Origin of the sequence: Arthrobacter sp. NPDC097144 (genome assembly GCF_044762205.1) — a bacterium.
Classification (GTDB): Bacteria; Actinomycetota; Actinomycetes; order Actinomycetales; family Micrococcaceae; genus Arthrobacter_B.
Window position 1 is genome coordinate 298,171 of sequence record NZ_JBIWDW010000005.1, and the last position, 26,268, is coordinate 324,438.

The 26,268-nt window shown below is 64.8% G+C and carries 21 protein-coding genes; 13 read left to right on the forward strand and 8 right to left on the reverse strand.

Annotated elements, in window-relative coordinates:
* The first annotated feature begins 80 nt into the window (after positions 1-80).
* From ACIQXM_RS13895 to ACIQXM_RS13905, 3 genes are all read left to right on the forward strand, one after another.
* On the forward strand, positions 81-869 hold the full coding sequence (locus ACIQXM_RS13895; RefSeq protein ID WP_400932469.1) for an electron transfer flavoprotein subunit beta/FixA family protein: 789 nt from the start codon (positions 81-83) through the stop codon (positions 867-869).
* The gene (locus tag ACIQXM_RS13900; protein ID WP_400932471.1) at positions 866-1,858 is read left to right on the forward strand and encodes an electron transfer flavoprotein subunit alpha/FixB family protein; all 993 of its coding nucleotides are present in this window, start codon (positions 866-868) and stop codon (positions 1,856-1,858) included. Before ACIQXM_RS13895 ends, ACIQXM_RS13900 begins: the two co-directional genes overlap by 4 nt.
* Before the next feature lie 707 nt (positions 1,859-2,565).
* Positions 2,566-3,423, forward strand: coding sequence for a cytochrome b/b6 domain-containing protein (locus ACIQXM_RS13905; RefSeq protein ID WP_400932473.1), 858 nt, complete (start codon positions 2,566-2,568; stop codon positions 3,421-3,423).
* An 87-nt stretch (positions 3,424-3,510) separates the two neighbouring features.
* On the opposite strand, the gene ACIQXM_RS13910 is transcribed toward ACIQXM_RS13905, so the two are convergent.
* On the reverse strand, positions 3,511-5,343 hold the full coding sequence (locus tag ACIQXM_RS13910; protein ID WP_400932474.1) for a flavin-containing monooxygenase: 1,833 nt from the start codon (positions 5,341-5,343) through the stop codon (positions 3,511-3,513).
* A 150-nt stretch (positions 5,344-5,493) separates the two neighbouring features.
* Here ACIQXM_RS13910 and ACIQXM_RS13915 point away from each other — a divergent pair, with 150 nt between their 5' ends.
* The 3 genes from ACIQXM_RS13915 (at position 5,494) to ACIQXM_RS13925 (ending at position 9,497) form a co-directional block, all read left to right on the forward strand.
* Positions 5,494-5,976 carry a MarR family winged helix-turn-helix transcriptional regulator gene (locus tag ACIQXM_RS13915; RefSeq protein WP_400932476.1) on the forward strand — a complete coding sequence of 161 codons (483 nt, stop codon included), beginning with the start codon at positions 5,494-5,496 and terminating at the stop codon, positions 5,974-5,976.
* A 344-nt stretch (positions 5,977-6,320) separates the two neighbouring features.
* The gene (locus tag ACIQXM_RS13920; RefSeq protein ID WP_400932517.1) at positions 6,321-7,955 is read left to right on the forward strand and encodes a ribonuclease J; all 1,635 of its coding nucleotides are present in this window, start codon (positions 6,321-6,323) and stop codon (positions 7,953-7,955) included.
* 162 nt (positions 7,956-8,117) lie between these two features.
* Positions 8,118-9,497 carry an alpha-amylase family protein gene (locus ACIQXM_RS13925; protein ID WP_400932478.1) on the forward strand — a complete coding sequence of 460 codons (1,380 nt, stop codon included), beginning with the start codon at positions 8,118-8,120 and terminating at the stop codon, positions 9,495-9,497.
* Positions 9,498-9,506: 9 nt separating this feature from the next.
* Here ACIQXM_RS13925 and ACIQXM_RS13930 read toward each other — a convergent pair whose 3' ends face one another.
* Complete coding sequence (locus ACIQXM_RS13930) at positions 9,507-9,992, reverse strand: DinB family protein (RefSeq protein WP_400932519.1); 486 nt, start codon at positions 9,990-9,992, stop codon at positions 9,507-9,509.
* A gap of 679 nt (positions 9,993-10,671) precedes the next feature.
* On the opposite strand from ACIQXM_RS13930, the gene kdpF reads away from it, so the two are divergent.
* Genes kdpF through ACIQXM_RS13960 form a run of 6 tightly spaced genes read left to right on the forward strand, consistent with a single transcriptional unit; the run spans position 10,672 to position 18,523 of the window.
* Positions 10,672-10,758 carry a K(+)-transporting ATPase subunit F gene (gene kdpF, locus ACIQXM_RS13935; protein WP_400932521.1) on the forward strand — a complete coding sequence of 29 codons (87 nt, stop codon included), beginning with the start codon at positions 10,672-10,674 and terminating at the stop codon, positions 10,756-10,758.
* Positions 10,758-12,419, forward strand: coding sequence for a potassium-transporting ATPase subunit KdpA (kdpA, locus tag ACIQXM_RS13940; RefSeq protein WP_400932479.1), 1,662 nt, complete (start codon positions 10,758-10,760; stop codon positions 12,417-12,419). Before kdpF ends, kdpA begins: the two co-directional genes overlap by 1 nt.
* Before the next feature lie 2 nt (positions 12,420-12,421).
* A complete protein-coding gene (gene kdpB, locus ACIQXM_RS13945) occupies positions 12,422-14,662 on the forward strand; it encodes a potassium-transporting ATPase subunit KdpB (RefSeq protein ID WP_400932481.1) in 2,241 nt (746 codons plus the stop codon).
* Positions 14,663-14,705: 43 nt separating this feature from the next.
* Positions 14,706-15,314 carry a potassium-transporting ATPase subunit KdpC gene (kdpC, locus tag ACIQXM_RS13950; protein WP_400932482.1) on the forward strand — a complete coding sequence of 203 codons (609 nt, stop codon included), beginning with the start codon at positions 14,706-14,708 and terminating at the stop codon, positions 15,312-15,314.
* A gap of 3 nt (positions 15,315-15,317) precedes the next feature.
* Complete coding sequence (locus ACIQXM_RS13955; protein WP_400932484.1) at positions 15,318-17,837, forward strand: ATP-binding protein; 2,520 nt, start codon at positions 15,318-15,320, stop codon at positions 17,835-17,837.
* A complete protein-coding gene (locus ACIQXM_RS13960) occupies positions 17,834-18,523 on the forward strand; it encodes a response regulator (protein WP_400932486.1) in 690 nt (229 codons plus the stop codon). The genes ACIQXM_RS13955 and ACIQXM_RS13960 overlap by 4 nt, the downstream gene beginning before the upstream one ends.
* On the opposite strand, the gene ACIQXM_RS13965 is transcribed toward ACIQXM_RS13960, so the two are convergent.
* Both ACIQXM_RS13965 and ACIQXM_RS13970 read right to left on the reverse strand, forming a co-directional pair.
* A complete protein-coding gene (locus ACIQXM_RS13965; protein ID WP_400932488.1) occupies positions 18,509-20,140 on the reverse strand; it encodes a bifunctional aspartate transaminase/aspartate 4-decarboxylase in 1,632 nt (543 codons plus the stop codon). The two genes, ACIQXM_RS13960 and ACIQXM_RS13965, sit on opposite strands and share 15 nt — an antisense overlap.
* A 132-nt stretch (positions 20,141-20,272) precedes the next feature.
* Complete coding sequence (locus tag ACIQXM_RS13970; protein ID WP_400932490.1) at positions 20,273-22,549, reverse strand: alkaline phosphatase; 2,277 nt, start codon at positions 22,547-22,549, stop codon at positions 20,273-20,275.
* A gap of 191 nt (positions 22,550-22,740) precedes the next feature.
* Here ACIQXM_RS13970 and ACIQXM_RS13975 point away from each other — a divergent pair, with 191 nt between their 5' ends.
* Positions 22,741-23,319 carry a sugar O-acetyltransferase gene (locus ACIQXM_RS13975; RefSeq protein WP_400932492.1) on the forward strand — a complete coding sequence of 193 codons (579 nt, stop codon included), beginning with the start codon at positions 22,741-22,743 and terminating at the stop codon, positions 23,317-23,319.
* A gap of 112 nt (positions 23,320-23,431) precedes the next feature.
* Here the strand turns inward: ACIQXM_RS13975 and ACIQXM_RS13980 are convergent, their stop codons facing one another.
* The 4 genes from ACIQXM_RS13980 to ACIQXM_RS13995 all read right to left on the reverse strand — a co-directional run.
* Positions 23,432-23,770 carry a hypothetical protein gene (locus ACIQXM_RS13980; RefSeq protein ID WP_400932494.1) on the reverse strand — a complete coding sequence of 113 codons (339 nt, stop codon included), beginning with the start codon at positions 23,768-23,770 and terminating at the stop codon, positions 23,432-23,434.
* Positions 23,771-24,081: 311 nt separating this feature from the next.
* A complete protein-coding gene (locus tag ACIQXM_RS13985) occupies positions 24,082-24,816 on the reverse strand; it encodes a DUF72 domain-containing protein (protein ID WP_400932496.1) in 735 nt (244 codons plus the stop codon).
* A gap of 84 nt (positions 24,817-24,900) precedes the next feature.
* Positions 24,901-25,521, reverse strand: coding sequence for an L-threonylcarbamoyladenylate synthase (locus tag ACIQXM_RS13990; RefSeq protein ID WP_400932498.1), 621 nt, complete (start codon positions 25,519-25,521; stop codon positions 24,901-24,903).
* 165 nt (positions 25,522-25,686) lie between these two features.
* A partial coding sequence (locus tag ACIQXM_RS13995; protein ID WP_400932500.1) for an HNH endonuclease occupies positions 25,687-26,268 on the reverse strand: 582 nt, incomplete at its 5' end.

The window sequence follows — 26,268 nt, forward strand, 5'->3', positions numbered from 1 at the left end:
GGCGACGTCCGCCGAGCGGTGACTGAGGTCCTGGAGACCATCAACAAGGAATCGTTGACGACGATGCGAGAGGGAAAATGATGAGAATTGTTGTTCTAATGAAAGAAGTTCCGGACACTTGGGGAGACCGCACCCTGAACCTGGAAACCGGCCTGCTGGACCGGGCCGGAAGTGAGCTGGTGCTGGACGAGATTACCGAGCGCGCACTCGAAGTGGCACTGACGTACCGCGACAGCCAAAAGGACGCCGAGGTGGTCCTGCTTGCCGTGGGCCCGGCAACGGTGCCGGCCAGCCTGCGCAAGGGACTGGCCATGGGAGCCGACCGCGCGGTGCACGTTCAGGACGACGCCCTGCTTGGTGCGGACATGACCCTCACCGCCGAGGTGCTCGCCGCTGCCGTCCGCCAGATCGGTTTTGACCTGGTCATTGCGGGCAATATTTCCACCGACGGCGGCGGCGGAGTCCTTCCGTCCATGCTTGCCGAGCTGCTCGGAGTAGCCGGAGTCACCTCACTGAGTTCCGTGGAGATCACGGAGACCGGCGTTGCCGGACGCAGGACCCTCGAGTCGGGCGCCTGCGACGTGAGCGCTGCCCTTCCGGCCGTCATCTCGATCACCGAGGCGCTTCCGGACGCACGCTTCTCAAACTTCAAGGGCATCATGGCTGCAAAGAAGAAGCCGTTTGAGACCCTCGCACTGTCCGACCTTGGCCTTGCCCTCGATGAGTCCGCCAGCCGGTCCATCGTCCTCGCAGTGGCAGAGCGCCCCGCACGCACCGCCGGAATCAAGATTGACGACGACGGCGATGCCGGCCAGCAGATTGCCGAATTCCTCTCCCAGAACCGACTCATCAAAGGACGCTCAGAATGACCGGCTACCCCACAGATTCCGTTCTCGTACTCGTTGACGTCGCACCGTCGGGCAAGCTGCGCTCCAGTGCTGCAGAAGTAATCGGTGCCGCCTCAGCGGTGGGCACACCTGTTGTCCTCGCCGTCGCTGCCCCGGGCACCGCGGACATCCTGGGAGCGGAGCTGGCCGCGCTCGGTGCGGCCCGCGTCCTAATCTCCGAATCAGCCGAGCTGGACACCGCCATGGTCTCTCCGGTGGTCGACGCCCTCAGTGCTGCAGCCGCTGCCGTTGCTCCTGAGGCAGTCCTGGTCCCGAACTCCATTCAGGCCCGTGACGCAGCGGCGCGCTTCGCGGCGCGATCAGGCTCAGCCATGGCGGCCGACGCCGTCGGCATCTCCCGGGATGAGGAGGGCATCGTCGCCCACCACTCGGTCTACGGCGGCGCCTACTCCGTAGATTCGGCAGCAACCACCGGCTCATTGGTGATCACGCTGCGCCAGGGTTCCTCCAGTGTCCGTGCCGAGGCCCGGGAAGCCAGTATCGAGCTGCTCGCCGTACAGCCCTCAGGCGTGCCGGACGCTACCGTCTCCAGCTTCGAGGAAACCTCTGTTGTCTCCGCACGTCCTGAACTGCGGGGTGCCGAGGTAGTTGTTTCCGGCGGCCGGGGCCTGGGCTCCCTGGAGAACTTTGTGCTTGTCGAGGAACTGGCAGATGCACTGGGCGGCGCCGTTGGTGCCTCCCGTGCGGCAGTCGACGCCGGGTACGTCCCGCAAACATTCCAGGTTGGCCAGACCGGTGTCACCGTTGCGCCGCAGCTGTACATCGCGCTGGGCATCTCGGGTGCCATCCAGCACCGGGCAGGAATGCAGACGGCCAAAACCATCATTGCCATTAATAAGGATGCGGACGCCCCCATCTTTGAAATTGCCGACTTTGGCGTGGTGGGTGACGTATTCACGGTTGTGCCGCAGCTGGTCAAGGCGATCGAGGCGAAACGGGCAGTTAGTTGACCCGGCAGGGGCTTCCCCGGGTTCCCGGAGGCGTGCCCGGGGCCGGCGTCCCCGCCCAGAAGGACCCTGCTGCGCCCCCTGCTGCCTCCGCTGAAGCGGCGGCAGCAAACGGTTCAGCGAAGCCGGAACAAGCGGAAACACCGACACCGCCGCGGGCACCATCGCGCCGGCAGGGCCTGCCCCGCCCCGGGGGCTCAGCAGCGGCAGGCGCTCCCACAGTGCCGGTTGCTTCTTCCGAAGCTGCACCGTCCACTCAAGCTGCACCGTCCACTCAGGCAGCACCGTCCACTCAGGCGCCCGCCGCACCGGCACCGGCAGGCAGGCGTCAGGGCTTGCCGCGGCCGGGCGCTGCTCAGGCAAGTGCGGCCGCGGCAATTCCCACGGATTCTGCAGCTGCCTCGAAGTCTCCGGCTGCTGCAGAGCCCCCTGTTGCCGCCGAGTCCTCAGTTGCCACAGAATCTGCACCACCCGCCGCAGCACCGGCGGCGGGGAGGCGCCAGGGAATGCCGCGTCCGGCCTCGGCTCCTGTTGCTGCGCCAGTGACTGCACCGGCGGCGAGCGTGCCTGCCGACGAAAAGGTGCCGGCCGCCCCGGCCGCCCGTACACGAGCGCCGCTGAATCCTTCGGCGCAAACGGCCGCACCAGCAAAACCTGCAGCCCAGTCCGGAAGTTCACCGGCAGGGCGCAACAGGCTGGGACGGGCCGGATTGGCAGCGGCAGGCCTGCTCGTGCTGCTGGCCGTCGTCGTGCTGCTGGCCCGATGGCTTGTCACAACGGAGCCGGTGCAGGGTTTCCTCACCCGGTACCCCGGTGAGACTGAGCTTCCGCACGGTGCTCCCGTGGGGCTTCCGGCGTGGCTGGGCTGGCAGCACTTCTTCAATGTGTTCCTGATGGTCCTGATCATCCGGTCGGGGTGGCAGGTCCGCACGCAGCGCCGTCCGCCGGCGTCGTGGACCCCCAACCGGGGCAGGAACCCGAAGAAGATCAGCATTACGCTGTGGCTGCACCAGTCGCTGGATATCCTGTGGCTGGTCAACGGGGTTGTGTTTGCCGTTCTCCTTGCGGTGACCGGCCAGTGGATGCGGGTCATCCCCACCAGCTGGGAGGTCTTCCCGAATGCCCTTTCAGCAGCGCTGCAGTACGTTTCCCTGGACTGGCCCACCGAAAACGGCTGGGTCAACTACAACAGCCTGCAGGTGCTCGCCTACTTCGTCACGATCTTCATTGCCGCTCCACTGGCTGCCGTGACGGGGTACCGCATGTCCGCCATGTGGCCGGCAAAGGCGAAGCGGCTCAGCACCGCATTCCCCATCGAGGCGGCACGTGCTCTGCATTTCCCCGTGATGCTTTACTTTGTGGGGTTCATCATCGTGCACGTGGCGCTGGTGCTCTCAACGGGCGCACTGCGCAACCTGAACCATATGTACGGCGGCCAGGATGCAGTGAACTGGTTTGGTTTCTGGATGTTCTTTGCCTCGCTGCTGGTCATCGCAGGTGGATGGTTCGCAGCCCGACCCCTGGTCCTGGCACCCATCGCGTCTCTGTTTGGCAAGGTAGGACGCTAGCCCGGTGAACAAAGGCCCCCGGCCCGACAGCTTTGTTGCTGTCGGGCCGGGGGCCTTTTCTGTTCAGTGTGCGGCTGCACCGCCGGGCTAGGCCCGCTGGCGTTCCCGAACACCAAACACAGTCGGGATTTCCCCGCTGCGCCACTGCCGCAGCAGGCGGTGGAATGCCACCGGGCCCGGACCATAGGAGAAGCTCACGGGCGGGGGATTACCCTCGCGGTTGTAATAGCCCGGAGTGCACTCCGCCTGGAACTGCCGGTTGTCCAGTGCGGTTTCCTGGATGGTCCGGCACCACTGCTCCTCGTCGCCGGCCGTCGGTTCAATGAAGTCCGCTCCCGCCTCGCGCGCCGCCGTGATGACGGCTGCGATGTGGTTGGCCTGTTCCACCAGGATGTGCACAAAGTTGACCGAGTTGGCGTTCTGCAGTGACCCAAGGTGGAACAGGTTGGGGAAGCCGTGGGTGTAGAAACCATGCAGGGTCCGCGGACCACGGCTCCACGCCTCCAGCAGTGTGCGGCCGTCCCGGCCTGTCACCGGCAGTGCGCCGGAAGTGACGCCGGAGACGCCGACATCGAACCCGGTGGCGAAAATGACGCAGTCCACCTCGAATTCGTCGTCGCCCACCACAATCGAAGTCTCGGTCATGCGGGTGATCCCGCCGGTGTCCGCGGTGTCCACCAGTGTGACGTTCGGACGGTTGAAGGACTGCAGGTAGTGATCGCTGAAGGTGGGCCGCTTGCACATGTAGCGGTACCACGGCTTCAGCACTTCGGCTGTTGCCGGATCGTTGACCACCTGATCCACGCGTGAGCGGATTTCGTCCATCTTGGTGAAGTCCACCAGTTCGTCGGTGCGCTCCCGCTCTTCCGCTGACACGCTCGTATCGACGGCGCCGCTGACCACCTTGCGGTGCAGCTGCGGAACCGAAGTCCAGCCGTCCCGGGTCATATCTTGTTCCACCGGTTCCCCGGACACCACGGCAAGGAAGTTCTCCATGCGTTCGCGCTGCCAGCCCGGCTTCAGCGACGCAGCCCAGCCAGGGTCAGTGGCGCGGTTGTCGCGGACGTCCACGGAGGACGGGGTGCGCTGGAAGACAAGGAGCTGCTCGGCGTCGCGCGCCACCATGGGCACCACCTGGACGCCGGTTGCCCCGGTGCCGACCACAGCCACTTTCTTGTCCGCAAGTTTGTGCAGGTTGCCGAACTGATCCCCGCCGGTGTATCCGTAGTCCCACCTGCTGGTGTGGAAGGTGTGGCCCTTGAAGGAGCCGATCCCCGGAATGCCCGGAAGTTTGGGCTGGGTGAGGGTTCCGGAGGACGTGATCACCTGGCGTGCCCGCATCCGGTCTCCGCGGTCTGTTTCAACAATCCATTCCATGGACTCCTCGTCCCAGGCCAGGCTGGTGACGCGGGTATGGAAGAGGGCGTCGCGGTACAGATCGAACTTTTCAGCGATTGCGACGGCGTGCCTGCGAATTTCCTCGCCGGGTGCGTACCGCTCACTGGGCATCCCGCCAACTTCCTCCAGCAGGGGCAGGTAAACATACGACTCGATGTCGCAGCGGATGCCCGGGTAGCGGTTCCAATACCAGGTCCCGCCGAAGTCGCCGGCTTCGTCCATCATGCGAAGGCTCTCAATTCCGGCCTGCCGCAAGCGGGCGCCGGTGACCAGTCCGCCGAAGCCGCCGCCGATGACCAGCACCTCCACCGTGTCATTCAAGGGTTTCCGGCTGCGGCGCTCCGTGTAGGGATCGGTGGCGTAGTACCCGAAGGTTCCGGTGGCGGGCTGGTACTGCGCGGCGCCGTCGGGCTTGATCCTTCGGTCACGTTCGGCTTTGTACCGGGCCCGCAGCTTCTCGACATCCAAGCCTTGCTGCGGCTCTTTATCGGAGACAGCCGGAACAGGGTGATGCGTGCTCATGTGTAGTCCTAACGTTGCATGAGAGCGTTCCCGGTGGGCCCCCACCCATCCGGGAAGCCGTGTAGTCAACCATTGGGGAAAATGGTTAGGGCTAGCCTAACCATTTTCCCCAATGTTTCCCGAACTGCCGCCTCCGACTACGGTGAGGACATGACTGACGGAAGCGACGCCCACCAGGAACGGCGGCGGCTGGTACAAAGCCTCGAGAGCCTTGGAGCCGCCTTCCAGGCGACCACGCTTCCTGTCCTGCTTGACTCGCTCCTGTCCACGGAGCTGACCATCCAGCAGCTAAAGGTGCTGGCAGTGCTGGCCACCACGGAAAAAGGCGCCACGGGGAGGGGGCTGGCCGACACCTTCGGAGTGTCCCTGGCCTCCATGTCCGGGCTGGTTGACCGCCTGGTGGCTCAGGGCACGGCCACCCGCACTCCGGATGAATTAGACCGGCGGATCCGGCGGATCCGGGTGACGCCGCTGGGGCTGGTGCTTGTCCGCCGCCTCATGGCCGCCCGGCCCGAACTGAACCCGGATATCCTCGCCCGCCTGGAGCTGGAGGACCTGCGTGCCCTGGAGCAGGGCCTGCGCGCAGTCCAGCGCAGCTCCGCAGCAGAAGCGCCGCAGGCACAGGAGATCTGACCGCCGAGGTGTGCTCTGCACGGCCCGTTCCCGGGGTGTGATCAGGCCGATGCTGTAATGGGGCCGGAAAATGAGATGATAAGAGATGTCCATAGGTTTTGGACCACTCCGCCCGTGTGGATCCCCGTTCGTTGAGCAGCAAAAACGACGGCGGTCTGCGGCCCGGGATGCGCACGGTTGCGCGGGCCCGGCGGAGGTGGCCCCGGAACGGACCCTTTGACCTTTTGGTGCCGCAGCACTGTGCCGCAGCACCCCAGTACAACCCGTACCCAACGAAAGAAACACCATCCGTGAATAGAACACCTGCCGCCTTGAAAGCCCCCCGGGAACTCGCCAATGGAACCATGCGCATTGTTGCGCTTGGTGGAATCGGTGAAATCGGCAGAAACATGACCGTATTTGAATTCGACGGCAAACTGCTGATCGTTGACTGCGGCGTGCTTTTCCCCGAGGAAATCCACCCCGGCGTCAACCTGATCCTGCCGGACTTCTCCTACATCCGGGACCGCCTGGATGACGTTGTGGGTGTTGTCCTGACCCACGGCCACGAAGACCACATTGGCGGCGTGCCCTACCTGCTGCGCGAACGCGCGGACATCCCCCTGATCGGCTCCAAGCTGACCCTGGCGTTTGTTGAAGCCAAGCTCAAGGAACACCGCATCACGCCCAAGCTGATCCAGGTCAAGGAAGGCGACCGCCGCACCATGGGCGGATTCGACCTCGAGTTCGTGGCCGTCAACCACTCCATCCCGGACAGCCTGGCCGTTGCCATCCGCACCCCGGCCGGCATGGTCCTGCACACCGGTGACTTCAAGATGGACCAGTTCCCGCTGGACCGCCGCATCACCGACCTGGCCGGCTTCGCCCGGCTCGGCGCCGAGGGCGTGGACCTGTTCCTCACCGACTCCACGAACGCCGACGTTCCCGGCTTCATGGCCTCGGAGAAGGAACTTGCCCCCGCGATTGACCAGGTGTTCCGCACTGCGCCGCGCCGGATCATCGTCTCCAGCTTCGCCAGCCACATCCACCGCATCCAGCAGGTCATCGACGCTGCCGACCGCTACAAGCGCAAGGTGGCCTTCGTAGGCCGCTCCATGGTCCGCAACATGACCATCGCCGAGGAACTGGGCTACCTGAACATCCCCAAGGGCCTCCTGGTGGACTTCAAGCAGCTGCAGCGCTCGGACGACCACAAGGTGGTCCTGATCTGCACCGGTTCGCAGGGCGAGCCGCTGGCCGCACTGTCCCGCATGGCCAATAAGGACCACGCGATCCGCATCCACGAGGGCGACACCGTCCTGCTGGCCAGCTCGCTGATCCCGGGCAACGAAAACGCCATTTACGGCGTCATCAACTCCCTCACCAAGCTGGGCGCCAACGTGGTGCACAAGGGCAACGCGAAGGTCCACGTTTCGGGCCATGCCAGCGCCGGTGAACTGGCGTACTGCTACAACATCGTCAAGCCGCGCAACGTCATGCCGGTCCACGGCGAATGGCGCCACCTGAAGGCCAACGCAGCCATCGCCGTCGCCACCGGCATGGACCCGCGCGACGTCGTTATTGCCGAAGACGGCGTGACCGTTGACCTGCGCCGCGGCCGTGCCTCGGTCTCGGGCAAGATCCCCGTGGGCCTGGTGTTCGTGGACGGCGACAGCGTCGGCCACACCACCGAGGATGACCTCAAGGAGCGCATGCAGCTCTCTGAGCAGGGTTCTGTCACCGTCCTGGCCCTCATCGACCCGGACACCAATACGGTTGCCGAGCCGCCGGAGCTCTTCATCAAGGGCTTCGCCTGCAGCCCGGGCGACATCAAGAAGGCTGAAGCAGCCATCGAGAAGGCCATCAACGACGCCGCCGGCCGCGGCCGCGGCGGGCGCAGCGAAGAGCCCGAAGCCATCATTGAGCGGTCCACCGCCAACTGGATGCGCCGCTTCTACAACCGCACGCCGGCCATCACGGCCATTGTTGTGGATGCCTAAAGCAGCTGCTTTCCCGCAGCGGTAGCTGAAGGGAAACGAAGGAGGGGACGGTGTCGGACGACGACGCCGTCCCCTCCTTTTGGTGTCCGGCCCAGTTGGCTAATGACACACTGGTACAGGGACATCGACTCCAGGAACATTAGCGGCTGAAGGGAAATTTTCATGAGGACTACACCGGACTGGGTGCAGCACGCCATCTGGTGGCAGGTCTACCCGCTGGGCTTCACCGGCGCGGAGCAGACGGCGCTGCCTGCGGATGCGGAGCCCGTCCACCGGCTGGGCCACCTCACCTCCTGGCTGGATTACATCGTGGAAATGGGTGCCTCCGGCCTGGCTTTGGGGCCGGTGTTCGCCTCGGAGACCCACGGCTACGACACCGCCGACTACTACCGGATTGATCCGCGGCTCGGCGATGACAGCGACTTTGATGAACTCATCCGCGAAGCCCGTTCCTGCGGGATCCGGGTGCTGCTGGACGGCGTCTTCAACCACGCCGGCCGTTCCTTCGGCCCCTTCACCGAGGCCCTGGAACAGGGACCCGGCGCGGCAACGGCAAACTGGTTCTCCTTCACCTGGCCCGATGCGTGGACGCCCGGGACCGAACCCGGTTACGCGGACTTTGAAGGCCACCACCAGCTGGTGGCCCTGAACCACGACGAACCGGCAGTGGCGGACTTTGTTGCCGATGTGATGAAGCACTGGCTGCGCCGCGGTGCCGACGGATGGCGGCTGGACGCGGCATACGCTGTGCCGTCGACGTTCTGGGCCCGGGTGCTGCGTACTGTCCGGGCCGAATTCCCGGACGCCTATTTTGTGGGCGAGTACATTCACGGCGATTATCCGGCTGAAGTAACACAGGGAACGCTGGACTCGGTGACCCAGTACGAACTCTGGAAAGCGATCTGGAGTTCCCTTGCGGACGCCAACTTCTATGAGCTGGCTGCCGCCCTGGAGCGGCACAACACGTTCCTGAACACCTTTGTGCCGCTTACCTTCGTGGGCAACCACGATGTCACCCGCATTGCCAGCCGGTTGGAACCGGCCCCGGGGCACAGCGCATTCAGGCTGGCTCAAGCCCTGGTGCTGCTTTTCACCCTTCCGGGCACCCCATCCGTCTACTACGGCGACGAGCAGGGATACCGCGGCATCAAGGAGGACCGGGCCGGAGGAGACGACGACGTCCGGCCTTTGTTCCCCGCGTCGCCGGACCAGCTTTCCGCAGTGGGCCAGCCGCTGTACCGGCTGCACCAAGAGCTGATCGGGATCCGCCGCCGCCACGCCTGGGTTCATGCTGCCCGGACCCGGGTGCATTCGCTCAGCAACGAACAGCTCGTCTACGAGGTGTACGACGCCGGCAATTCCCTTTTCGCCGCATTGAACCTTGCGGACGCGGAGACGGTTCTTCAGGTGCCGGACACCGCCGGCGCGGTGCTGGCCGGCGAGGGCGGGCTGGATCCTCAGTCCGGACAACTGGCGCTTCCGGCCGGCGGCTGGGTTGTGCTGGCCGGGACGGATGCCGGAAGCGGTTCGCAACCTGCGTAACAGTTGCAGCTAAGCGGTTCCGCTGCTGCGCCGGGCGATGAGTTGTTCCCGCAGAATGTCCGCGTGACCGCAGTGCTGCGCCAGTTCGGGGAGAACATGAAGGTAGATCCACCGCATCGGCAGCGGTCCGCGTCGGTTTCCGTACACCGTGTCGTCCAGGTCCAGTCCGGCTGCTGCCTTTCGCGATTGTGCACAGACCCGGAGGTAGGCGGAGAGCACTGAATCGATGGTGTCTTCCGGCAGCAGGTCGAAGGATTCGTCCGGGCCGGAAGGACAGCCGATGTCTGCCCTGGAGCGGCCGGTAATGGCCTCATCAAACCAGACCTGCTCCACGAATGTCGCGTGTTTGACCAGTCCCAGCAGTGTGGTCTTGGAGGGGACCAGGGGAGTGCGCGCTTCCTCCTCGCTCATGCCCTCCAAGCAGAGCCCGAGGTCACCTCGGTGGTGATCAACAAACAGGTGCAGCTGTGCTGCCAGCGGTGCGGCGAAATCCACGGGCTCATCGCTGGATGACGTGCTTCCGCCTGAATCCGGCCGGCTCCGGAAAAGCTTGGTGTGCTTGCGGACCAGATCAGCATGCTGCGGGAGAAGCTCCGGGCTACGCGGACCGAGCAAATTCACCAGCGGCTCGTACCATCTCAGAACGCACAGCGCGTTCAGGCGGCCGAAGGCGATGATTTCATCCGGGGAGAGATCCTCCCCGTTGATGAGGCGAATGACGGCGCCTTCGGCTCGGGCGCCTTTGATGGCCAGGGCGAGGTCAGCACCGGCAATGCGGGTGTCCTCCCACGGGCGCAGGGGTTCGCCGGGGCGGTAGTTGGATGATTCCTGAATACCCTCGGGCAGCTTTTCCATGCCTGACCCTAACAGTCACCCCGCGCTCATCGGGTCAGCGCGTGTGCGGGCGGAATTCGGGTCGCCGCCGCAATCATTCAACTCCCGGAAATGTATTTCGTTATGGTTCACCCCCGGAGCGTGAGGAATCCGTAAGGACTCCAAAAAGCGGCTCTCACCAGGGTTCTAATCGAAAAGGCGCTGATTGCGCCCATGCTGCCTGTCCGGCTGCATGCGAACGAACCTGGGGGTTTCCCTTGCTTGACGTAGTTATTGTGCTCGGTACGGCGGTCTTCTTCGCCGCCCTTGCCCTGGGCATCCGGGCGGTGGAAAAGCTGTGATGTTCTTCGACTTCCTGGCCCTTGCCCTGGCAGTTGCCGCAGCCGTCTATCTGGTGGCCGCGCTGATCCGTCCGGAGCGGTTCTGATGGGCGTTTGGCCGGCAGTGGCCTCTTTCCTGCTGGTGGCAGTGCTGTTGGCGGCGCTTTACCGGCCGCTGGGCGACTACATGGCCCGGTTCTACACCTCTACCAAGAACCTGGCCGTGGAGCGCGGATTTTATCGGGTCATTGGCGTTGATCCGGATTCCCGGCAGTCCTGGCAGTCCTACGCCCGCAGCGTGCTGGCCTTTTCCGCCGTCGGCCTGCTGCTCGTCTACCTGCTCCAGCGCACCCAGCAGTGGCTGCCGGGATCACTGGGCCTGCCGGCGGTGCCTGAAGGCCTTGCCTTCAACACCGCCGCCTCCTTCGTGGCGAACACCAACTGGCAGTCCTATTCGCCTGAGGTGACGGTGGGTTACACCGTCCAGATGGCAGGACTGGCCGTACAGAACTTCCTTTCGGCAGCTGTTGGCCTGGCCGTAGCCGTTGCCCTGGTGCGGGCCTTTGCGTCCCGGAAGGAAGCGACTATCGGCAACTTCTGGACGGATATGACCCGTTCGGTGGTGCGGCTGCTCCTGCCCGTCGCTTTTGTCAGCGCTCTGCTGCTGCTCCTGGGCGGCGTCATCCAGAACTTCAACGGCTTCACCTCCGTCACCGGCCTCGCCGGCGGCACCTCGACGATTCCGGGCGGGCCGGTAGCTTCCCAGGAAGCCATCAAGCTCCTGGGCACCAACGGCGGCGGATTCTTCAATGCGAATTCCTCGCACCCGTTCGAGAATCCGTCCGCCTGGACCAACCTGCTGCAGGTGGTGCTGATGCTGGTCATTCCGTTCAGCCTGCCGCGCACCTTCGGAACCCTGATCGGAGACCGAAAGCAGGGATACGCGATCCTGGCGGCCATGGCCGCCATCTTCACCGTTTCCCTCGCGGCCATGACAGCCCTCGAATACTCCGCGTCATCAGCCCTGGCCGGTTCCATGGAAGGCAAGGAGCAGCGGTTCGGCATAGCCGGATCCACCCTGTTCGGAACCACCAGCACGGCCACCTCCACGGGCGCCGTGAACTCGATGCATGACAGCTTCAGCCCGCTTGGCGGCATGATGGCCATGCTGAACATGATGCTTGGCGAAGTGGCTCCGGGCGGGGTGGGATCCGGCCTGTACGGCATGTTGATCCTCGCCCTGGTGGCCTCGTTCATTGCCGGCCTCCTGGTGGGCCGCACGCCCGAATATCTGGGTAAGAAGATCGGCCCCCGCGAAATCAAGCTGGCCAGCCTGTACCTGCTGACCATGCCCACCCTCGTCCTGGCCGGTACGGCTCTGAGCTTCGCCGTTCCCGGCATCCGCGAGGACATCACCGGAACCTCCATCTACAATCCCGGACTGCACGGCTTCAGTGAGGTGCTGTACGCCTTCACCTCCGCGGCCAACAACAACGGATCAGCGTTTGCCGGGTTGACGGCGAACACCCCGTGGCTGAACACCGCATTGGGCCTGACGATGCTGCTGGGCCGGTTCCTGCCGATGGTCTTTGTCCTGGCCCTGGCCGGTTCGCTGGCCGCACAGGACCGCGTTCCGGTCACCGCCGGAACGCTCCCCACCCACCGGCCCCAGGCAGTCCTCATGCTCTGCGGCGTCACCGTCATCGTGACTGCCCTGACCTTCTTTCCCGTACTCGCGCTGGGTCCCCTGGCGGAAGGGTTGCTCTGACCATGTCCACAGTGACAAGCAAAACCGACAAAACCGGCCGGCACTCGCCGGGCCGCCCGCAGTCCGGGGAACCGGCCGAAAATCCGTCGCCCTCACCGGAGGACCGGGCAGCGGCCCGCAGCGGCTTCTCCGCCGCCCAGCTGGGGAAGGCTTTCCCCGGTGCCCTGCGCAAGCTGGATCCGCGCATCATGTGGCACACCCCCGTGATGTTCATTGTGGAGGTGGGCGCCGCGCTGATTACCGTCATTGCAGTAGCGGAGTCCATCACCGGCGATGCCGGAACTTCAGGCGGCAGCCCCGTGCCCGGCGCTTTCACCTGGCTGATTGCGGCGTGGCTCTGGCTGACCGTCATCTTCGCCAACCTGGCCGAATCCGTTGCCGAAGGCCGCGGCAAGGCCCAGGCGGCTTCACTGCGGGCAACCCGGACCACCACCCCGGCGCAGCGGGTGACCGGCTATGACGCAGCCGGCGACCCCTCCGCGTCCCGCGCCGCGGTGGAAGAAGTGGCCTCAGCCGACCTGGTGCTCGACGACGTCGTGGTGGTCACCGCGGGCGGGATCATCCCCGGCGACGGCGACATCATCGACGGCATTGCCTCCGTGGACGAATCAGCCATCACCGGCGAATCCGCCCCCGTCGTCCGCGAATCCGGCGGCGACCGCTCGGCTGTCACCGGCGGCACCCGGGTGCTCTCGGACCGGATCGTCGTGCGCATCACCAGCAAGCCCGGAGAAACGTTCGTGGACCGGATGATCCGGCTCGTGGAAGGGGCAGCCCGGCAGAAAACGCCGAACGAGATCGCCCTGGACATCCTGCTGGCCACCCTGTCCCTAATCTTCCTGGTGGTGGTGGTGACGCTGAATCCGCTGGCCGGATATGCCGGCGCAGCGGTCAGCATTCCAGTGCTGGTGGCACTGCTGGTCTGCCTCATCCCTACGACCATTGGTGCGCTCCTCTCAGCCATCGGCATCGCCGGCATGGACCGGCTGGTCCAGCACAATGTGCTGGCCATGTCCGGCCGCGCTGTTGAAGCCGCCGGCGACGTGACCACCCTGTTGCTGGATAAGACCGGCACCATCACCTACGGCAACCGGCAGGCCGCCGCCTTCATCCCGGTGGCAGGAGCGGACCGCAACAAGCTGATCCTCGCCGCAGTGCTGTCCTCGGCGGAGGACCCCACCCCCGAGGGCAAGTCGATTGTGGACCTGGCCGCCGGCATGGGCATTACACCGGTCAAGGACATCAACGCCGTCAGCGTTCCGTTTACCGCACAGACACGCATGAGCGGCCTGGACTATGCAGACGGACCAAACGGGGCCACCGGAACACAGATCCGGAAGGGTGCCGGCTCTGCCGTCATGGACTGGGTCTCGGAATCCGGCGGAATCGACGTCGACGTACTGTCCGACCTGACCTACCAGGTGGACAAGATCTCCGCCGGCGGCGGCACCCCGCTGGTAGTGGCCATCCGGGAGCCCGACGGCGGGCAGTCGGGCAGCAGCGCCCGGATCCTCGGCGTCGTGCACCTGAAGGACGTGGTCAAGGACGGGCTGAAGGACCGCTTCGCCGAGCTGCGGCGGATGGGTATCCGCACCGTCATGATCACGGGAGACAATCCGCGCACCGCCAAGGCGATTGCCGCGGAAGCCGGGGTGGATGACTTCTTGGCCGAAGCCACTCCGGAGGACAAGATGGCCCTGATCCGCAGGGAACAGGCCAGCGGCCAGCTGGTGGCCATGACCGGGGACGGCACCAACGATGCCCCCGCCCTGGCCCAGGCCGATGTGGGCGTGGCCATGAACACCGGAACGTCGGCAGCCAAGGAAGCCGGCAACATGGTGGACCTGGACTCGGACCCCACCAAGCTGATCGACATTGTCCGGATCGGCAAGCAGCTGCTGATCACCCGCGGGGCACTGACCACGTTCTCGATCGCCAATGACGTGGCCAAGTACTTCGCGATCATTCCCGCCATGTTCATGGGCGTTTTCCCGGGACTGGCCGTCCTGAACGTCATGGGCCTGCACTCACCCGCCTCGGCGATCCTCTCCGCGGTCATCTTCAACGCCCTGGTGATCATTGCCCTGATTCCGCTGGCGCTGCGCGGCGTGAAGTACCGGGCAGCCGGTGCCTCCGGAGTGCTGACCCGGAACCTGCTGGTCTTCGGCGTGGGCGGGGTGGTGGCGCCGTTCATCGGCATCAAGCTCATCGACCTCGCCGTGGCCCTGATTCCGGGGTTCTGATGAACGGCCCTGACAACTCCACCTACAACGAACGGGAAGCATCATGAGTACTGCACGAACATCGGCCCGCCAGGTGGCGGTGGCGGTCCGCAGCGTCCTGGTCCTGACAGCGGCACTGGGAATCGCCTATCCGCTGGCGGTGACGGGTGTGGGACAGGTGGTGGCTCACCACCAGGCCAACGGCTCGGTGCTCTCCGTCGACGGGGAGGCTGTCGGATCCGCTCTGATCGGCCAGTCCTTCACGGATGCGGACGGCGCCGCCCTGCCCGAATGGTTCCAGTCCCGGCCCTCCGCTGCGGGTGAGGGCTACGACGGCGGTGCCTCCAGCGGTTCCAACCTCGGCCCGACAAACCCGGAACTGGCTGCGGCAATCGATGAGCGCCGGGCCGCAGTCAGCGAGCTGGAGGGCGTGGATCCCCGGGACGTGCCCGCGGACGCCCTGACGGCGTCGTCGTCGGGCCTGGATCCGGACATCAGCCCTGAGTACGCCCGGCTCCAGGTGAACCGGGTGGCGGCGGAACGGGGGCTGGATGCCGCCGATGTCCGGGCGTTGGTGGACTCCGCCGTTGAAGGCCGGGGCGGGGGAGTACTGGGAGAACCGGCCGTCAACGTGTTGAAACTGAACATTGCCCTCGCGGAGTCGGACAATTAGGGAATGACACGAGGACAACTTCGGGTATTCCTTGGCGCTGCGCCCGGAGTCGGCAAGACCTACACCATGCTCGAAGAAGGGCGGCGCCTGCGGGATGAGGGCTGGGACGTGGCGGTGGCGGTCGTGGAAACCCACGGCCGCGCCGCCACGGCGGCCATGGCCGAGGGGCTGGAGATGGTTCCTCCGGTCCAGGTGAACCACCGCGGACTGGTTCTGTCGGAGCTGGACCTGGACGCAGTCCTTGCCCGCCGGCCGGACTATGCGCTGGTGGACGAACTTGCCCACACCAACGCCCCCGGCCTGGCTCATGCCAAACGCTGGCAGGACGTCCGGAAACTGCTCGACGCCGGCATCAATGTCCTGTCCACCGTCAACATTCAGCACATTGAGTCCCTGAACGACGTCATCGAACAGATCACCGGCACCGTCCAGCGTGAGACGGTGCCGGATTCGGTGCTCCGATCAGCGGATCAGGTGGAGCTGGTGGATATTGCGCCGCAGCTGCTGCGGGGCAGGCTTTCGCAGGGCATCATTTATCCGGCCGGGCGGGTTGATGCCGCGCTGTCCAACTATTTCCGGCTGGGGAACCTCACGGCTCTTCGCGAGCTGGCGCTGCTGTGGCTGGCGGATGAGGTGGACAGTGCGCTGAACAGGTACCGTGCCGAAAACGGCATCCGCAACAAATGGGAAGCCCGGGAACGCGTCGTCGTGGCCCTGACCGGCGGGCCCGAGGGACAGACCCTGCTGCGCCGCGGCGCCCGGATTGCCGCCCGGTCCGCAGGCGGGCAGCTGCTGGCCGTGCACGTGAATAACCCGGACGGACTGCGCGACGGGAATCCCGGCGAGCTGGCCTCCCAGCGCGCGCTGGCGGAGAAGCTCGGCGGTACGTTCCACCAGGTGGTTGGCTCGGACATTCCGCACGCACTGGTGGACTTTGCCAGCGGCGTCAATGCCACCCAGCTGGTGATCGGCGTCAGTCGCCGGCCGCGGATCCAGGCACTGCTCACCGGTCCGGGCATCGGCGCCACCGTGGTGCGCGAATCCGGGGACATCGACGTGCACATCGTCAACCATGCCGCGGCCGGAGGGCTGCCCGTCCTGCCGAGGCTCGGCGGTGCCCTGACGGTGCGCCGCCGGCTGTGGGGGTTCGCGCTGGCGCTGGCGGGCGGGCCGCTCCTGACCTGGTCATTGGTGTCCATGAGCACTCCGCAGACCATTACCGGCGACGTGCTCAGCTATCAGCTGCTGGTGATCCTGGTAGCTCTGGTGGGAGGGCTGTGGCCGGCATTGTTCGCCGCGCTGCTCTCCGGCATTACCCTGGATTATTTCTTCATCCAGCCCCTGTACACCGTCACCATCGCAACTCCGGCGCACATCCTGGCGCTGATGCTGTACCTCGTCAACGCCATGCTGGTGAGCTTTGTGGTGGACCGCGCGGCCCGGCGTTCCCGGGCTGCGCGCCGATCCGCCGCCGAGTCCGAGCTGCTGGCCTCCGTAGCCGGAAACGTGCTGCGCGGCGAAGATGCCCTGGCCGCCCTGGTGGGGCGCACCCGGGAAGCCTTCAGCCTGGAGTCGGTGCGGCTGGTGGCCGACGGCGCGGAACTCGCCGCAGCCGGCACCGTCACCTCGCAGAGCGCCGCCGCGCTGATCCTGCCGGTGGGTGAACGGGCGGCCCTGGAGCTGCGCGGCCGGGACCTAGAAGCCACTGACCGCAGGCTGCTGGCCGTGATTACGGCCCAGCTGGAAGCGGCACTGGACTTTGGCGACCTCACGCAGACGGCCGAGGGGCTGGGGTCGCTCGCGGCGGCGGACAAGGTGCGCACCGCCCTGCTGGCCGCCGTCGGCCATGACCTGCGCCGGCCGCTCACGGCAGCCACCGCTGCGGTGACCGGGCTGCGGGCGCCGGACGTGAAGTGGAGCGAACAGGACCGTGCCGAGCTGCTGGCCACCGCCGAAGAATCGCTGGCCACGCTGTCGGAGCTGGTGACGTCCCTGCTGGATGTCAGCCGGCTGCAGGCCGGGGTGCTCGGTGTCAGCCTGGCACCTCTGGACACCGCCGATGCTGTGCTTCCGGCGCTCGAGGAACTCAACCTCGGTCCGGCGGAAGTGGAACTTGAGATTCCGCCGGATCTGCCGCCCGTCATGGCAGATCCCGTGCTGCTGCAGCGGGTGCTGGTGAACCTGCTGGCAAACGCCGTGCGGTTCTCACCGCCCGGCAGCAAAGTGGTGCTGGCGGCGAGTGCATTTGCCGGTCGGGTGGAACTGCGCGTCATAGACTGTGGGCCGGGGATTCCCCCTGAGCGCCTCGATGAAGTCTTTATGCCGTTTCAGCGGCTTGGTGACACCGACAACCTCACCGGCTTGGGTTTGGGCCTGGCACTGGCCAAAGGCTTCATGGAAGGAATGATGGGCACGTTGGAAACCGAGGACACGCCCGGCGGCGGGCTGACCATGGTGCTTTCCCTGCCGGCGGCTCCCGTATCCGCCGCCGCTGAACCCGCCCCTGAATTCGGTGCAGCATGAAAATCCTCGTGGCCGACGACGACGTCCAAATCCTCCGTGCCCTGCGCATTACCCTTTCCGCCTACGGCTATGAAGTGGTGACTGCGGCCGACGGAGCAGCAGCCGTGCGCAGGGCAGTGGAGGCTCATCCGGACCTCATAGTCCTGGATCTGGGCATGCCCCGGCTCAGCGGCATGGAAGTCATAGAAGCGGTGCGGGGTTGGAGCCATGCGCCCATTCTTGTGATCTCGGGCCGGACAGATTCCGCAGACAAGGTCCGCGCCTTGGACCTGGGGGCCGATGACTATGTCACCAAGCCCTTTTCCACTGAGGAGCTGATGGCCCGGATCCGTGCCCTGACCCGGCGTGCCCAGGCTGCTCCCGAGCAGTCCGAAGTGGTGTTCGGCGATGTCCGGGTGGATTTGGCCGCCAAGGCCGTGGCCCGTGTCTCGGACGGCTCGGCCATCCGGTTGACCCCCACCGAGTGGCGGCTGCTTGAAGCCCTGCTGCAGCATCCGGGCCGCCTCATTACCCAGCCGGCCCTGCTGACGGATGTGTGGGGACCCGGAACCACGGATACCGGCTACCTGCGCCTGTACATGGCGCAGCTGCGGCGCAAGCTGGAGGTGGACCCGGCGGCTCCTGTGCACCTGCTGACCGAGCACGGCATGGGCTACCGGTTCATTCCCGCGTCAGGGACTGTCTGACGTCGTCGACGGCCCCTGCGCCGTAAACATGTTGTGGTAGTCCTCCACGATGCGCCGGGTTGCGGCACCGATCGCCCGGTACTCAAAGTCCGTGAGGTTGGCCAGGGACACCCGCGCCGAAGGGCCGACGACGTCGAACCCCTTCCCCGGAAGCAGCACCACGCCGGTTTCCGAGGCCAGCCGCTGCAGGAACCGCAGCCCAAGGTCCTCCTGCGTCCCCAGCCAGGACGCGAAACCGGATCCGTACAGGCGTGCGCCGAGTTTCTGCAGGTCAATCAGGCTGTAGTACCCAACGTCGTCGGGCTGCGGAGTGGGAGGAATCCCCATACTCCGGTACAGAGTGGCGTACCGGCCGCGGATCAGCGCCTTGGCGGCGTCCTGGTACCGGCCCAACCGGTCCATGAGGCCGTGCAGTGCAAAGAGCACCATCTGCAGCTGCTGCGGACCGGACAATCCTGCGGTATGGTTCAGCGCCACCGATCGGCTGTCCGCCACCATGCGGTCAATGAATTTCAGGCCGGGGACATCTGTGGTCAGAGACGAATAGCGGGTGTTCAGCCGCTGCTTTTCAGCCTCCGGCAGGACCGCCAGCTGTTCATCGATGACGTTCTCCCGGTGCAGGGCGATGGTTCCGAGGCGCCAGCCGGTGGCACCGAAGTACTTCGAGAAGGAGTACACGCACATCGTGTTCCGCGGGCAGGCGGCAAAGACGGAGACGAAGTCATCGGCAAATGTGGCATAGACGTCATCGGTGATGATGATCAGGTCCGGACGCTGCTGCGCGACCAGACGCGACAGCCGGTCCAGCACGGCGTGCGGCTGTTTGGCGGAGGGAGGGTTGCTGGGATTGACCAGGCAAAACACTTTGATGTCCGGATCCAGCAGCTTCTCCAGTTCCGATTCGGGCAGCAGCCAGTCCCGGGATTCGTCCATCATGATGGAGACCACTTCCAGCCCGTAGTCGGGCAGGAGCGGAATCTCCAGGTACGGCGAGAAGATGGGGGTGGCGAGGGCAACTTTGTCGCCGGGGACCACCAGTCCGTTGACGGCTAGGCTGGAAAAGATATAGGTCATGGCGGCCGTGCCGCCTTCGGTGGGAAAGACGTCAAACGTTCCTGCCGGTACCTCGCCGCCAAAGAGTTCCTCGCCCAGGTAAGCGCGCAGCACGTCCTGGGTCTTGGGCAGCACCCGCGGCGGGGTGGGATAGAAGCATCCGAGGTATGCGGAGACCATTTCGGCAAGGAACTCTTCCCGGTCCAGGCCCAGCTGGTCGTGGGCGTAGCTCACCGCAGAGCGGAGGAACTGCAGCCCCACGCGCTGCGGATCGTGCACCACAAACGCGTTGAACCGCCCCAGCATGCCGTCCTGTTCCGGCAGCCCGCCAAACCCGCTGTCCAGATAGGAGTAGGAACGCTCGGATTCGGACAGGGCAAAGTCTCCCAGCGCGAGGAACGCACGGCGCGGAAGCGTCGCCAGGAAGTTCGGATTTCCCCGGCCCGCGTTCAGCATCAGCCGTTCCGTGTCCGAGGACGCGAGGGCTATCAGCCGGTCCTTCAGTTCGAAGGGGCTCAGCGCCGCCAGCGCTTCCGGATCCTGGTTGTCAGGGCTCTTCTCCATACGGCTCCTCGGTGTGCTGTGAATTGCTGCTGCGTATCACTTCTGGAGGGCGGCTGTCCTGGGCAGGAGGCCGGAGGCCGGCCGGCCGGACGACGACGGCGGGCGCGTCCCGCCGTCGTCGTCCTCCTCCGGCTAGGTGCGGCTGTACGCGCGCGGAAGTTTCAGTCCTCGTTCCTCCATCACGGACCGCAGGACGGTGGGATAGTCCGTGATGATGCCATCAACACCCAGATCCATGAGGGCGTTCATGTCCGCGGCGGTGTTTACCGTCCACGGAATAACCAGCAGGCGGGCCTTATGTGCGTCCCGGACCATTTCAGGGGTAACTGAGGTGGCAATGGGGGACAGGACGTCATAGCCGGCGGCAGCGGCGGCCCGGGCAACGGAACCGTTGTAGTCGTCGATGTCGATGCCGCCCAGCTGGGGTGCGGCTCCCGGCTGGCCCACGCCGAGATCTGCCGTATCTGAAGCCAGCGCCACCAGCGTCAGATTCGGTGCGATCTTCTTCACCAGGTTCAGGGAGGACCAGTCGAAGGACTGGATGGTGGTGGAGCGTGCCCGGCCCGAGCGCTGGACCTCGCCGACCACGGCACGCGTCAGGGCTTCCATTCCCGGTCCGCCGGCCTGGCCGTCTTCAACCTTGGTTTCGGCGTTGAACCGGATTTTCCGGGCTTTGTAGGAGTCGGCCAACTTGTAGACATCGCGGAGTTCGGCAATGCGGTTGCCCTCAACCACTTTCTGCTCCGGGAAGCCGGGAAGCTGCTGGAACCCGCAGTCCAGGGTCTTCAACTGGGCCAGGGTCAGATCCGCTACGCGGTCACCAACGTAGGGGAACCTCCGATCGCCCTTCCGTACCGGCGCAGTGTCCCGGCATTTCTCGGGAACGATGGTGTCATCGTGCCAGACCACCACTTTCCCGTCTTTACTCAGGTGCAGGTCCAACTCCAGTGTGGTGACGCCCAGCTCCAGTGCATGGGCAAAACCGGCCAGCGACTCTTCCGTGTACTCGCCCCTGCCTCCGCGGTGAGCCTGCAGGTCAAAGCCGTGTTTGTGGGGATGGCCAGCCGGGGGAGTGCCGTTCCCGGAGTCTCCTGCCCGCATGACCTGGACCATGGTGTCAAAGATGTGGGTGTTCTCGTAAACTCCGGTGAGCAGCTCGGAACCCGGTCCCATGGCCGTAAGCGGAACGTCCAGGGCGGTGTGCCCTCCGGTACTCCAATCCACCATGAACTGCTGGTCCGAGTTGGCAACCGGCAGCGGTCCGTCCTCTGCCGACTGGCCGTCGCCTGACTCGTCAGGCTCTTCACCCGGTTCCGGAACATCCACGGATTCGATGGTCATTCCGCCGGTCTGATGGTCTCCGACGACGATTAGCAGGGTGTCGCCGTCCTCCTGCGCGAAGTCTTTGGCCAGTCCCACCGAACGGTCGAACTCGATTCCAGATTTGATCGCCAGATCGGCGTCGTTGACGTGGCTGAACGAGTCGATGCCCTCTTCCTCCACCAGCAGGAAGAAGCCCTTGTCCGAGGGTGCGAGGGTGTCGATAGCTTTTGCGGTCATTTCCGTGAGCGGGACTGTGGGCTGGTACCGTTCCTCGACGTCGTCGCCGTACTGGAACATTTCTTCATTGGCGAAGAGGCCCAGCAATTTTCCCGATCCGGCGTCCTGCAGTCCCTGCAGATCCGAAACGTACTCATAGCCAAGGGACTGGGCCTGCGCCACCAGGTTGCCTTCGGTGCCGGCGCTTTCTTCAGCGGGATCTTCTGCGGGGTTGTCCGGGTGCCGGCCTGCGTTTCCGGCGGGATACCAGTAGTCCTCTCCGCCGCCAAGAATCACCTCCGGCCTGCTGCTTTCCAGGAACTGCCGGGCAATGGCGCTTTGTTCGTCGCGGTTCAGGACGTGCGAGCCCATTGCCGCCGGGGTTGCGTCCGTGACGGTGCTGGTGGTGACCAGGCCGGTGGCTTTGCCCAGTCCTTCTGCGATTTCAAGGGCGGTGGTGACGGGCTGCTGATTCAGGTCGACGCCGATGGCTCCGTTGTAGGTTTTCACTCCCGTGGCCATAGCTGTGGCGGCCGCGGCGGAGTCTGTCACAAAGGTTTCCGGGTCCGCTGAGTTGGTGTGCACCCTGCCGACGGATGGCATGGAATCCATCTCCAGCTCTCCGGTCAAACCCACCAGTGCCAACCGGATGGCTTCCCGCTGCCCCGGCCCCATTCCGTCGCCGACCATCAGGATGACGTTTTGGGCGGACGGCGAATCCTTATCGCCTCCGTCTCCGTTCCCGCCGCCGTGGTCTCCGCCCTCGACGGTGCTGGTGGCCGGTATGCGGTCCGACGGTTGCGGTCCTGTTCCCGAAACCGTTCCGGACACGACGACGGCGGCTACCGCCGCCGTCGTTACTGCCCTCATTGCGATACTTCCCGCGCTTGTGTACCTCACAGCTTTGTCCTCCCAGATGCGATAACCGCCGGCAGTGTCCCGGCCGTTGGATGCACCCCCCCGGTGCCCGTGGCGTCAACAGTGCCACGCACAGAGTTAGTGTCAAGGGAAAGGGAGCACAATGGCGGTGACCATCGGCGGAAGCGAAGAAAGGGCACACGATGAGTGAATACTTTGCCGGAGACAACCGTTCAATGCGGGAACGGATGCTGGCCGGCGACCTCTACGTTGCAGATGATCCGGAACTGGCGGCAGACAGTGCCCGGGCGCTGGAGCTGATGGACCGCTACAACCGAACCTGGGCGCAGGACCGTGCTGCAGGCGCCGGCATTCTCCGCGACCTGCTGGGCGGGGTGGGTGAGGGCAGCGAGATTCGTCCGCCCCTTTATGTGGACTACGGGAAATACCTGACCGTAGGGGAGCGCACCTTCATCAATTACAGCTTTACTGCTCTCGATGTAGCTCCAATTACGATCGGGGACGACGTGCAGATTGGACCCAATGTCCAGCTGCTCACGCCCACTCATCCGGTGGAGCCGGGGCCTCGGAAGGACAAGCTGGAAGCCGCTAAACCCATCACCGTTGGGAACAACGTGTGGATTGGCGGCGGTGCCATTGTTCTTCCGGGTGTCTCCGTGGGGGAGAACTCCGTGATCGGTGCCGGAGCAGTTGTGACGAAGGACGTGCCCGCCAACGTAGTGGTGGTGGGCAACCCTGCGCGCGAAGTGAAACAACTTTGAGGTGCTGCACTCCGCGCACCGGATCTTCCGCAGCTGGCCCTATCGGGGCTGCCAGCTCCTCAGGGTGGACGGGTTCCCGGGCTGGCAGGGGTTCCTGAGCTGGCAGGGGTTCCTAGCCCTGCGCCCTGGCAGGAACCGGAACCTGTGTGGCCGCACGCGTTGGCGCAGCCTGCACCGTGGGTAACTCTGCGTTTTGTTCAGCGGCCACGGTGTGGTTAAGTTCGGTGTCCGACGCGGAACCTGTCGGCGAAAGGTTCTCCCTGCGGTCAAGTTCCTCTGCCAGGAACTCAAGACGGAACCGGGTTTCCAGTTCGGATTCTCCGTCTCTCTGGTATTCGAACTCCGCTTGCCGGTGGACCTTGCTGTTGAGTATTTCCAGGGCCTCTGTGGTGAGGTCCCCAAGATCTTCGGGAAACGGATCTTGGGGGGAGATTTTGCTGGAGAAATTCATGGCACCAATCAAAAAGTCGGACGCGATGCCTTAAAGGAACGCGTCAGGGAAGAGGACACGGAGATTGCTTCCGAAACTGCCAGGCAGCTGCAGGCCGTAAGGCCCGAACAAGGAGAGTTGCGGTCCGCAGTGTTCTCAACGGTTACTCTTCGTCGTCGACAATACCCGCAGATGGCACCGTCGCCAAAGGCTTCCGCAAGATTCCTTCATGTCCCCGCTGCACGGTTCCGTCCTCTGTTTCCGGGTTTGGGATCTGGATCTGTTGATCCGGACCAGTTGTCCGAGTCAGGAGGCCGAAACAGTTGTCCGAGTCAGAGGGCTGAGGTCACAAGGGCCCTCAGCGTCAAGGCATTGCGGACGGCATGGCCTTCGCCGTCGTTATTGAAATACACGTACACGTCCTTTGCCGATGACTGCCATTCGCGGATCCGCTGCGCCCACCACTCCAGGTCCGCATCGCTGTAGGAACCGGCATATAGGTGGTCATGGTCCGGACCATGCATCCGGAGATACACGAACGGTGCTGTGGCTTTCAGGTTGCACGGCAGATGGGCGCCGCTCATCACCGTGTAGGCTGCTCCGTGCCGTTCGAGCAGTCGGTAGACGTCATCGGTTTCCCAGCTGGCGTGCCGAAATTCCACGGCGGTTTTGATTCCGTCCGGAAGCGAGGCCAGGAAATAGTCGAGACGGGCGTCGTCGCGTTCCATATCAGGAGGCAGCTGCACGATCAGGACTCCGGCTTTGTCTCCCAGTTCTGCCCAGCACCGGCTGATCCTGCCGATCCATTCTTCCGGTTCGCGAAGCTTCCGCGCATGTGTCAGACCCCGCGGGGCCTTGACGGAAAACTGGTAGCTCTCGGGAAGACGGTTGCGGTACGCAGCGAATGCCGGTTCACGCGGCCAGCGATAGAAGCTTCCGTTGTACTCCACCGTGTCGAATTGCGCAGCGTATGTCTCCAGCCAGCGCCGGCTGGGCAGCCCCGGCGGGTAGAGAACATTCCGCCAGTGGTTGTAACTCCATCCGGAGGTTCCGATGTGCAATGCCATGGGCCTAGCCTGCCACGGTGATCAGGCCAGGCCTCGTGAAGCTGCGCTGCTGCGTGTTCCCACTCAACTTTTCTCAAGCGTGTCTTACTCGAAGCGTGTTGGATCTCCGGTGCCACGTCGAACTACTTCAGGTTGTCCGCTGGAAAAGTCGACAACGGTGGTCAGATCCGGAGGACAGAAACCGGCATCGAGGACGGCTTCCACCTGGTGATCCAACCGCTCCTTGATTTCCCAGCCCTCTGTTAGCGGATCTTCCTCTCCGGGCAGCAACAGCGTGCTGGAGATCAGGGGCTCACCCAGTTCATCGAGCAGCGCCTGAACAACGTTATTGTCTGGGATGCGCACCCCGACGGTCTTCTTCTTAGGCTGGGAAAGCCAGCGCGGCACTTCTTTGACAGCCGGAAGAATGAAGGTGTAGCTGCCCGGGGTTACCGCTTTGATGCTACGGAAAACATCATTGTCCATCTTCACGAACTGTCCGAGCTGCGCGAAATCGCGGCACATGAGCGTGAAGTGGTGCTTGTCGCTCAGCTGGCGGATGGAGCGGATCCGGTCCAAGGCGTCCTTATTGTTCATCTGGGCGCCCAGCGCATAGCAGGAGTCTGTGGGGTAAGCGATCAAGCCGCCGGAGCGCAAAATCGCAGCTACCTGCCCGATGGTGCGCTGCTGCGGATTATCAGGGTGAATGTCAAAGTATCGTGCCATCCCACGAGCTTACCGCTGGCAGCGAACCAGCCTCAGGGGAGACGACCGAAGGCACTGCAGATTGGGTGGGAAGGGGCCCGTGCAACGGCAGGGCAGACTAGCGGTGACCTTGATGCGGCGGGTCCTGACGTTAATAGTCCTCAAGGGTTGGAGCGATGCATGAAGTCAGAAGGGCGGTGGGTCGTCGCCGTAGTCGGAAGGGTTGGGATCGTCGGGCGATCCCCAAGGTGACGGCGATGACGGCGGCGGACCTGAGGCAGCGCCTGGCACACCCATGACAGCGCCCGGCGTACCTGTGAAGGGAGAAGCGGAATCCGCGCCGGATCCCGAGGCAAGGTGGAGAGGCGGTTCCGTGCGATAGACCCGGCCTCCCGGTGAAACCCATTCAATAATCCCGGGTGAGTGCTGCCGGGCTTTCCAGAAACCTTGGGTTTTGAACATGTGATGCCTCCGGCACAGGTGTTCGAGGTTGTCATGATCCGTTGTCCCGCCGCGGGACCAGGGGGTGGTGTGGTCGATTTCGGAGATCAGGGCGTTGGTGCGGCAGCCCGGAAACCGGCAGGTACCGTCTCGGGCACGCAGCCAGCGCTGGAGCCCGGGCGGGACTTTGCGTCGGCGGCCAACCCTCAGGATCTCTTCGGTGTGCCGGTCACGTTCCACCGGGGTCCACCGGGCTGCCTGCCGGGCGAGTCTGCGGGCTGTTTCGGCGCTGATCGGCCCGTACCCGTGCAGTTCGGCAGGATCCTC

What these genes read in the sequence shown, in the direction of transcription:
- ACIQXM_RS13975 (WP_400932492.1), top strand. Translation starts at nt 22,741, where the DNA reads ATGAGTGAATACTTTGCCGGAGACAACCGTTCAATGCGGGAACGGATG.
- ACIQXM_RS13970 (WP_400932490.1), bottom strand. Translation starts at nt 22,549, where the DNA reads ATGAGGGCAGTAACGACGGCGGCGGTAGCCGCCGTCGTCGTGTCCGGA.
- ACIQXM_RS13900 (WP_400932471.1), top strand. Translation starts at nt 866, where the DNA reads ATGACCGGCTACCCCACAGATTCCGTTCTCGTACTCGTTGACGTCGCA.
- ACIQXM_RS13915 (WP_400932476.1), top strand. Translation starts at nt 5,494, where the DNA reads ATGACTGACGGAAGCGACGCCCACCAGGAACGGCGGCGGCTGGTACAA.
- kdpA (WP_400932479.1), top strand. Translation starts at nt 10,758, where the DNA reads ATGGGCGTTTGGCCGGCAGTGGCCTCTTTCCTGCTGGTGGCAGTGCTG.
- ACIQXM_RS13910 (WP_400932474.1), bottom strand. Translation starts at nt 5,343, where the DNA reads ATGAGCACGCATCACCCTGTTCCGGCTGTCTCCGATAAAGAGCCGCAG.
- ACIQXM_RS13895 (WP_400932469.1), top strand. Translation starts at nt 81, where the DNA reads ATGAGAATTGTTGTTCTAATGAAAGAAGTTCCGGACACTTGGGGAGAC.
- kdpF (WP_400932521.1), top strand. Translation starts at nt 10,672, where the DNA reads ATGTTCTTCGACTTCCTGGCCCTTGCCCTGGCAGTTGCCGCAGCCGTC.
- ACIQXM_RS13955 (WP_400932484.1), top strand. Translation starts at nt 15,318, where the DNA reads ATGACACGAGGACAACTTCGGGTATTCCTTGGCGCTGCGCCCGGAGTC.
- ACIQXM_RS13990 (WP_400932498.1), bottom strand. Translation starts at nt 25,521, where the DNA reads ATGGCACGATACTTTGACATTCACCCTGATAATCCGCAGCAGCGCACC.
- ACIQXM_RS13985 (WP_400932496.1), bottom strand. Translation starts at nt 24,816, where the DNA reads ATGGCATTGCACATCGGAACCTCCGGATGGAGTTACAACCACTGGCGG.
- ACIQXM_RS13920 (WP_400932517.1), top strand. Translation starts at nt 6,321, where the DNA reads ATGCGCATTGTTGCGCTTGGTGGAATCGGTGAAATCGGCAGAAACATG.
- ACIQXM_RS13980 (WP_400932494.1), bottom strand. Translation starts at nt 23,770, where the DNA reads ATGAATTTCTCCAGCAAAATCTCCCCCCAAGATCCGTTTCCCGAAGAT.
- kdpB (WP_400932481.1), top strand. Translation starts at nt 12,422, where the DNA reads ATGTCCACAGTGACAAGCAAAACCGACAAAACCGGCCGGCACTCGCCG.
- ACIQXM_RS13925 (WP_400932478.1), top strand. Translation starts at nt 8,118, where the DNA reads ATGAGGACTACACCGGACTGGGTGCAGCACGCCATCTGGTGGCAGGTC.
- ACIQXM_RS13960 (WP_400932486.1), top strand. Translation starts at nt 17,834, where the DNA reads ATGAAAATCCTCGTGGCCGACGACGACGTCCAAATCCTCCGTGCCCTG.
- ACIQXM_RS13965 (WP_400932488.1), bottom strand. Translation starts at nt 20,140, where the DNA reads ATGGAGAAGAGCCCTGACAACCAGGATCCGGAAGCGCTGGCGGCGCTG.
- kdpC (WP_400932482.1), top strand. Translation starts at nt 14,706, where the DNA reads ATGAGTACTGCACGAACATCGGCCCGCCAGGTGGCGGTGGCGGTCCGC.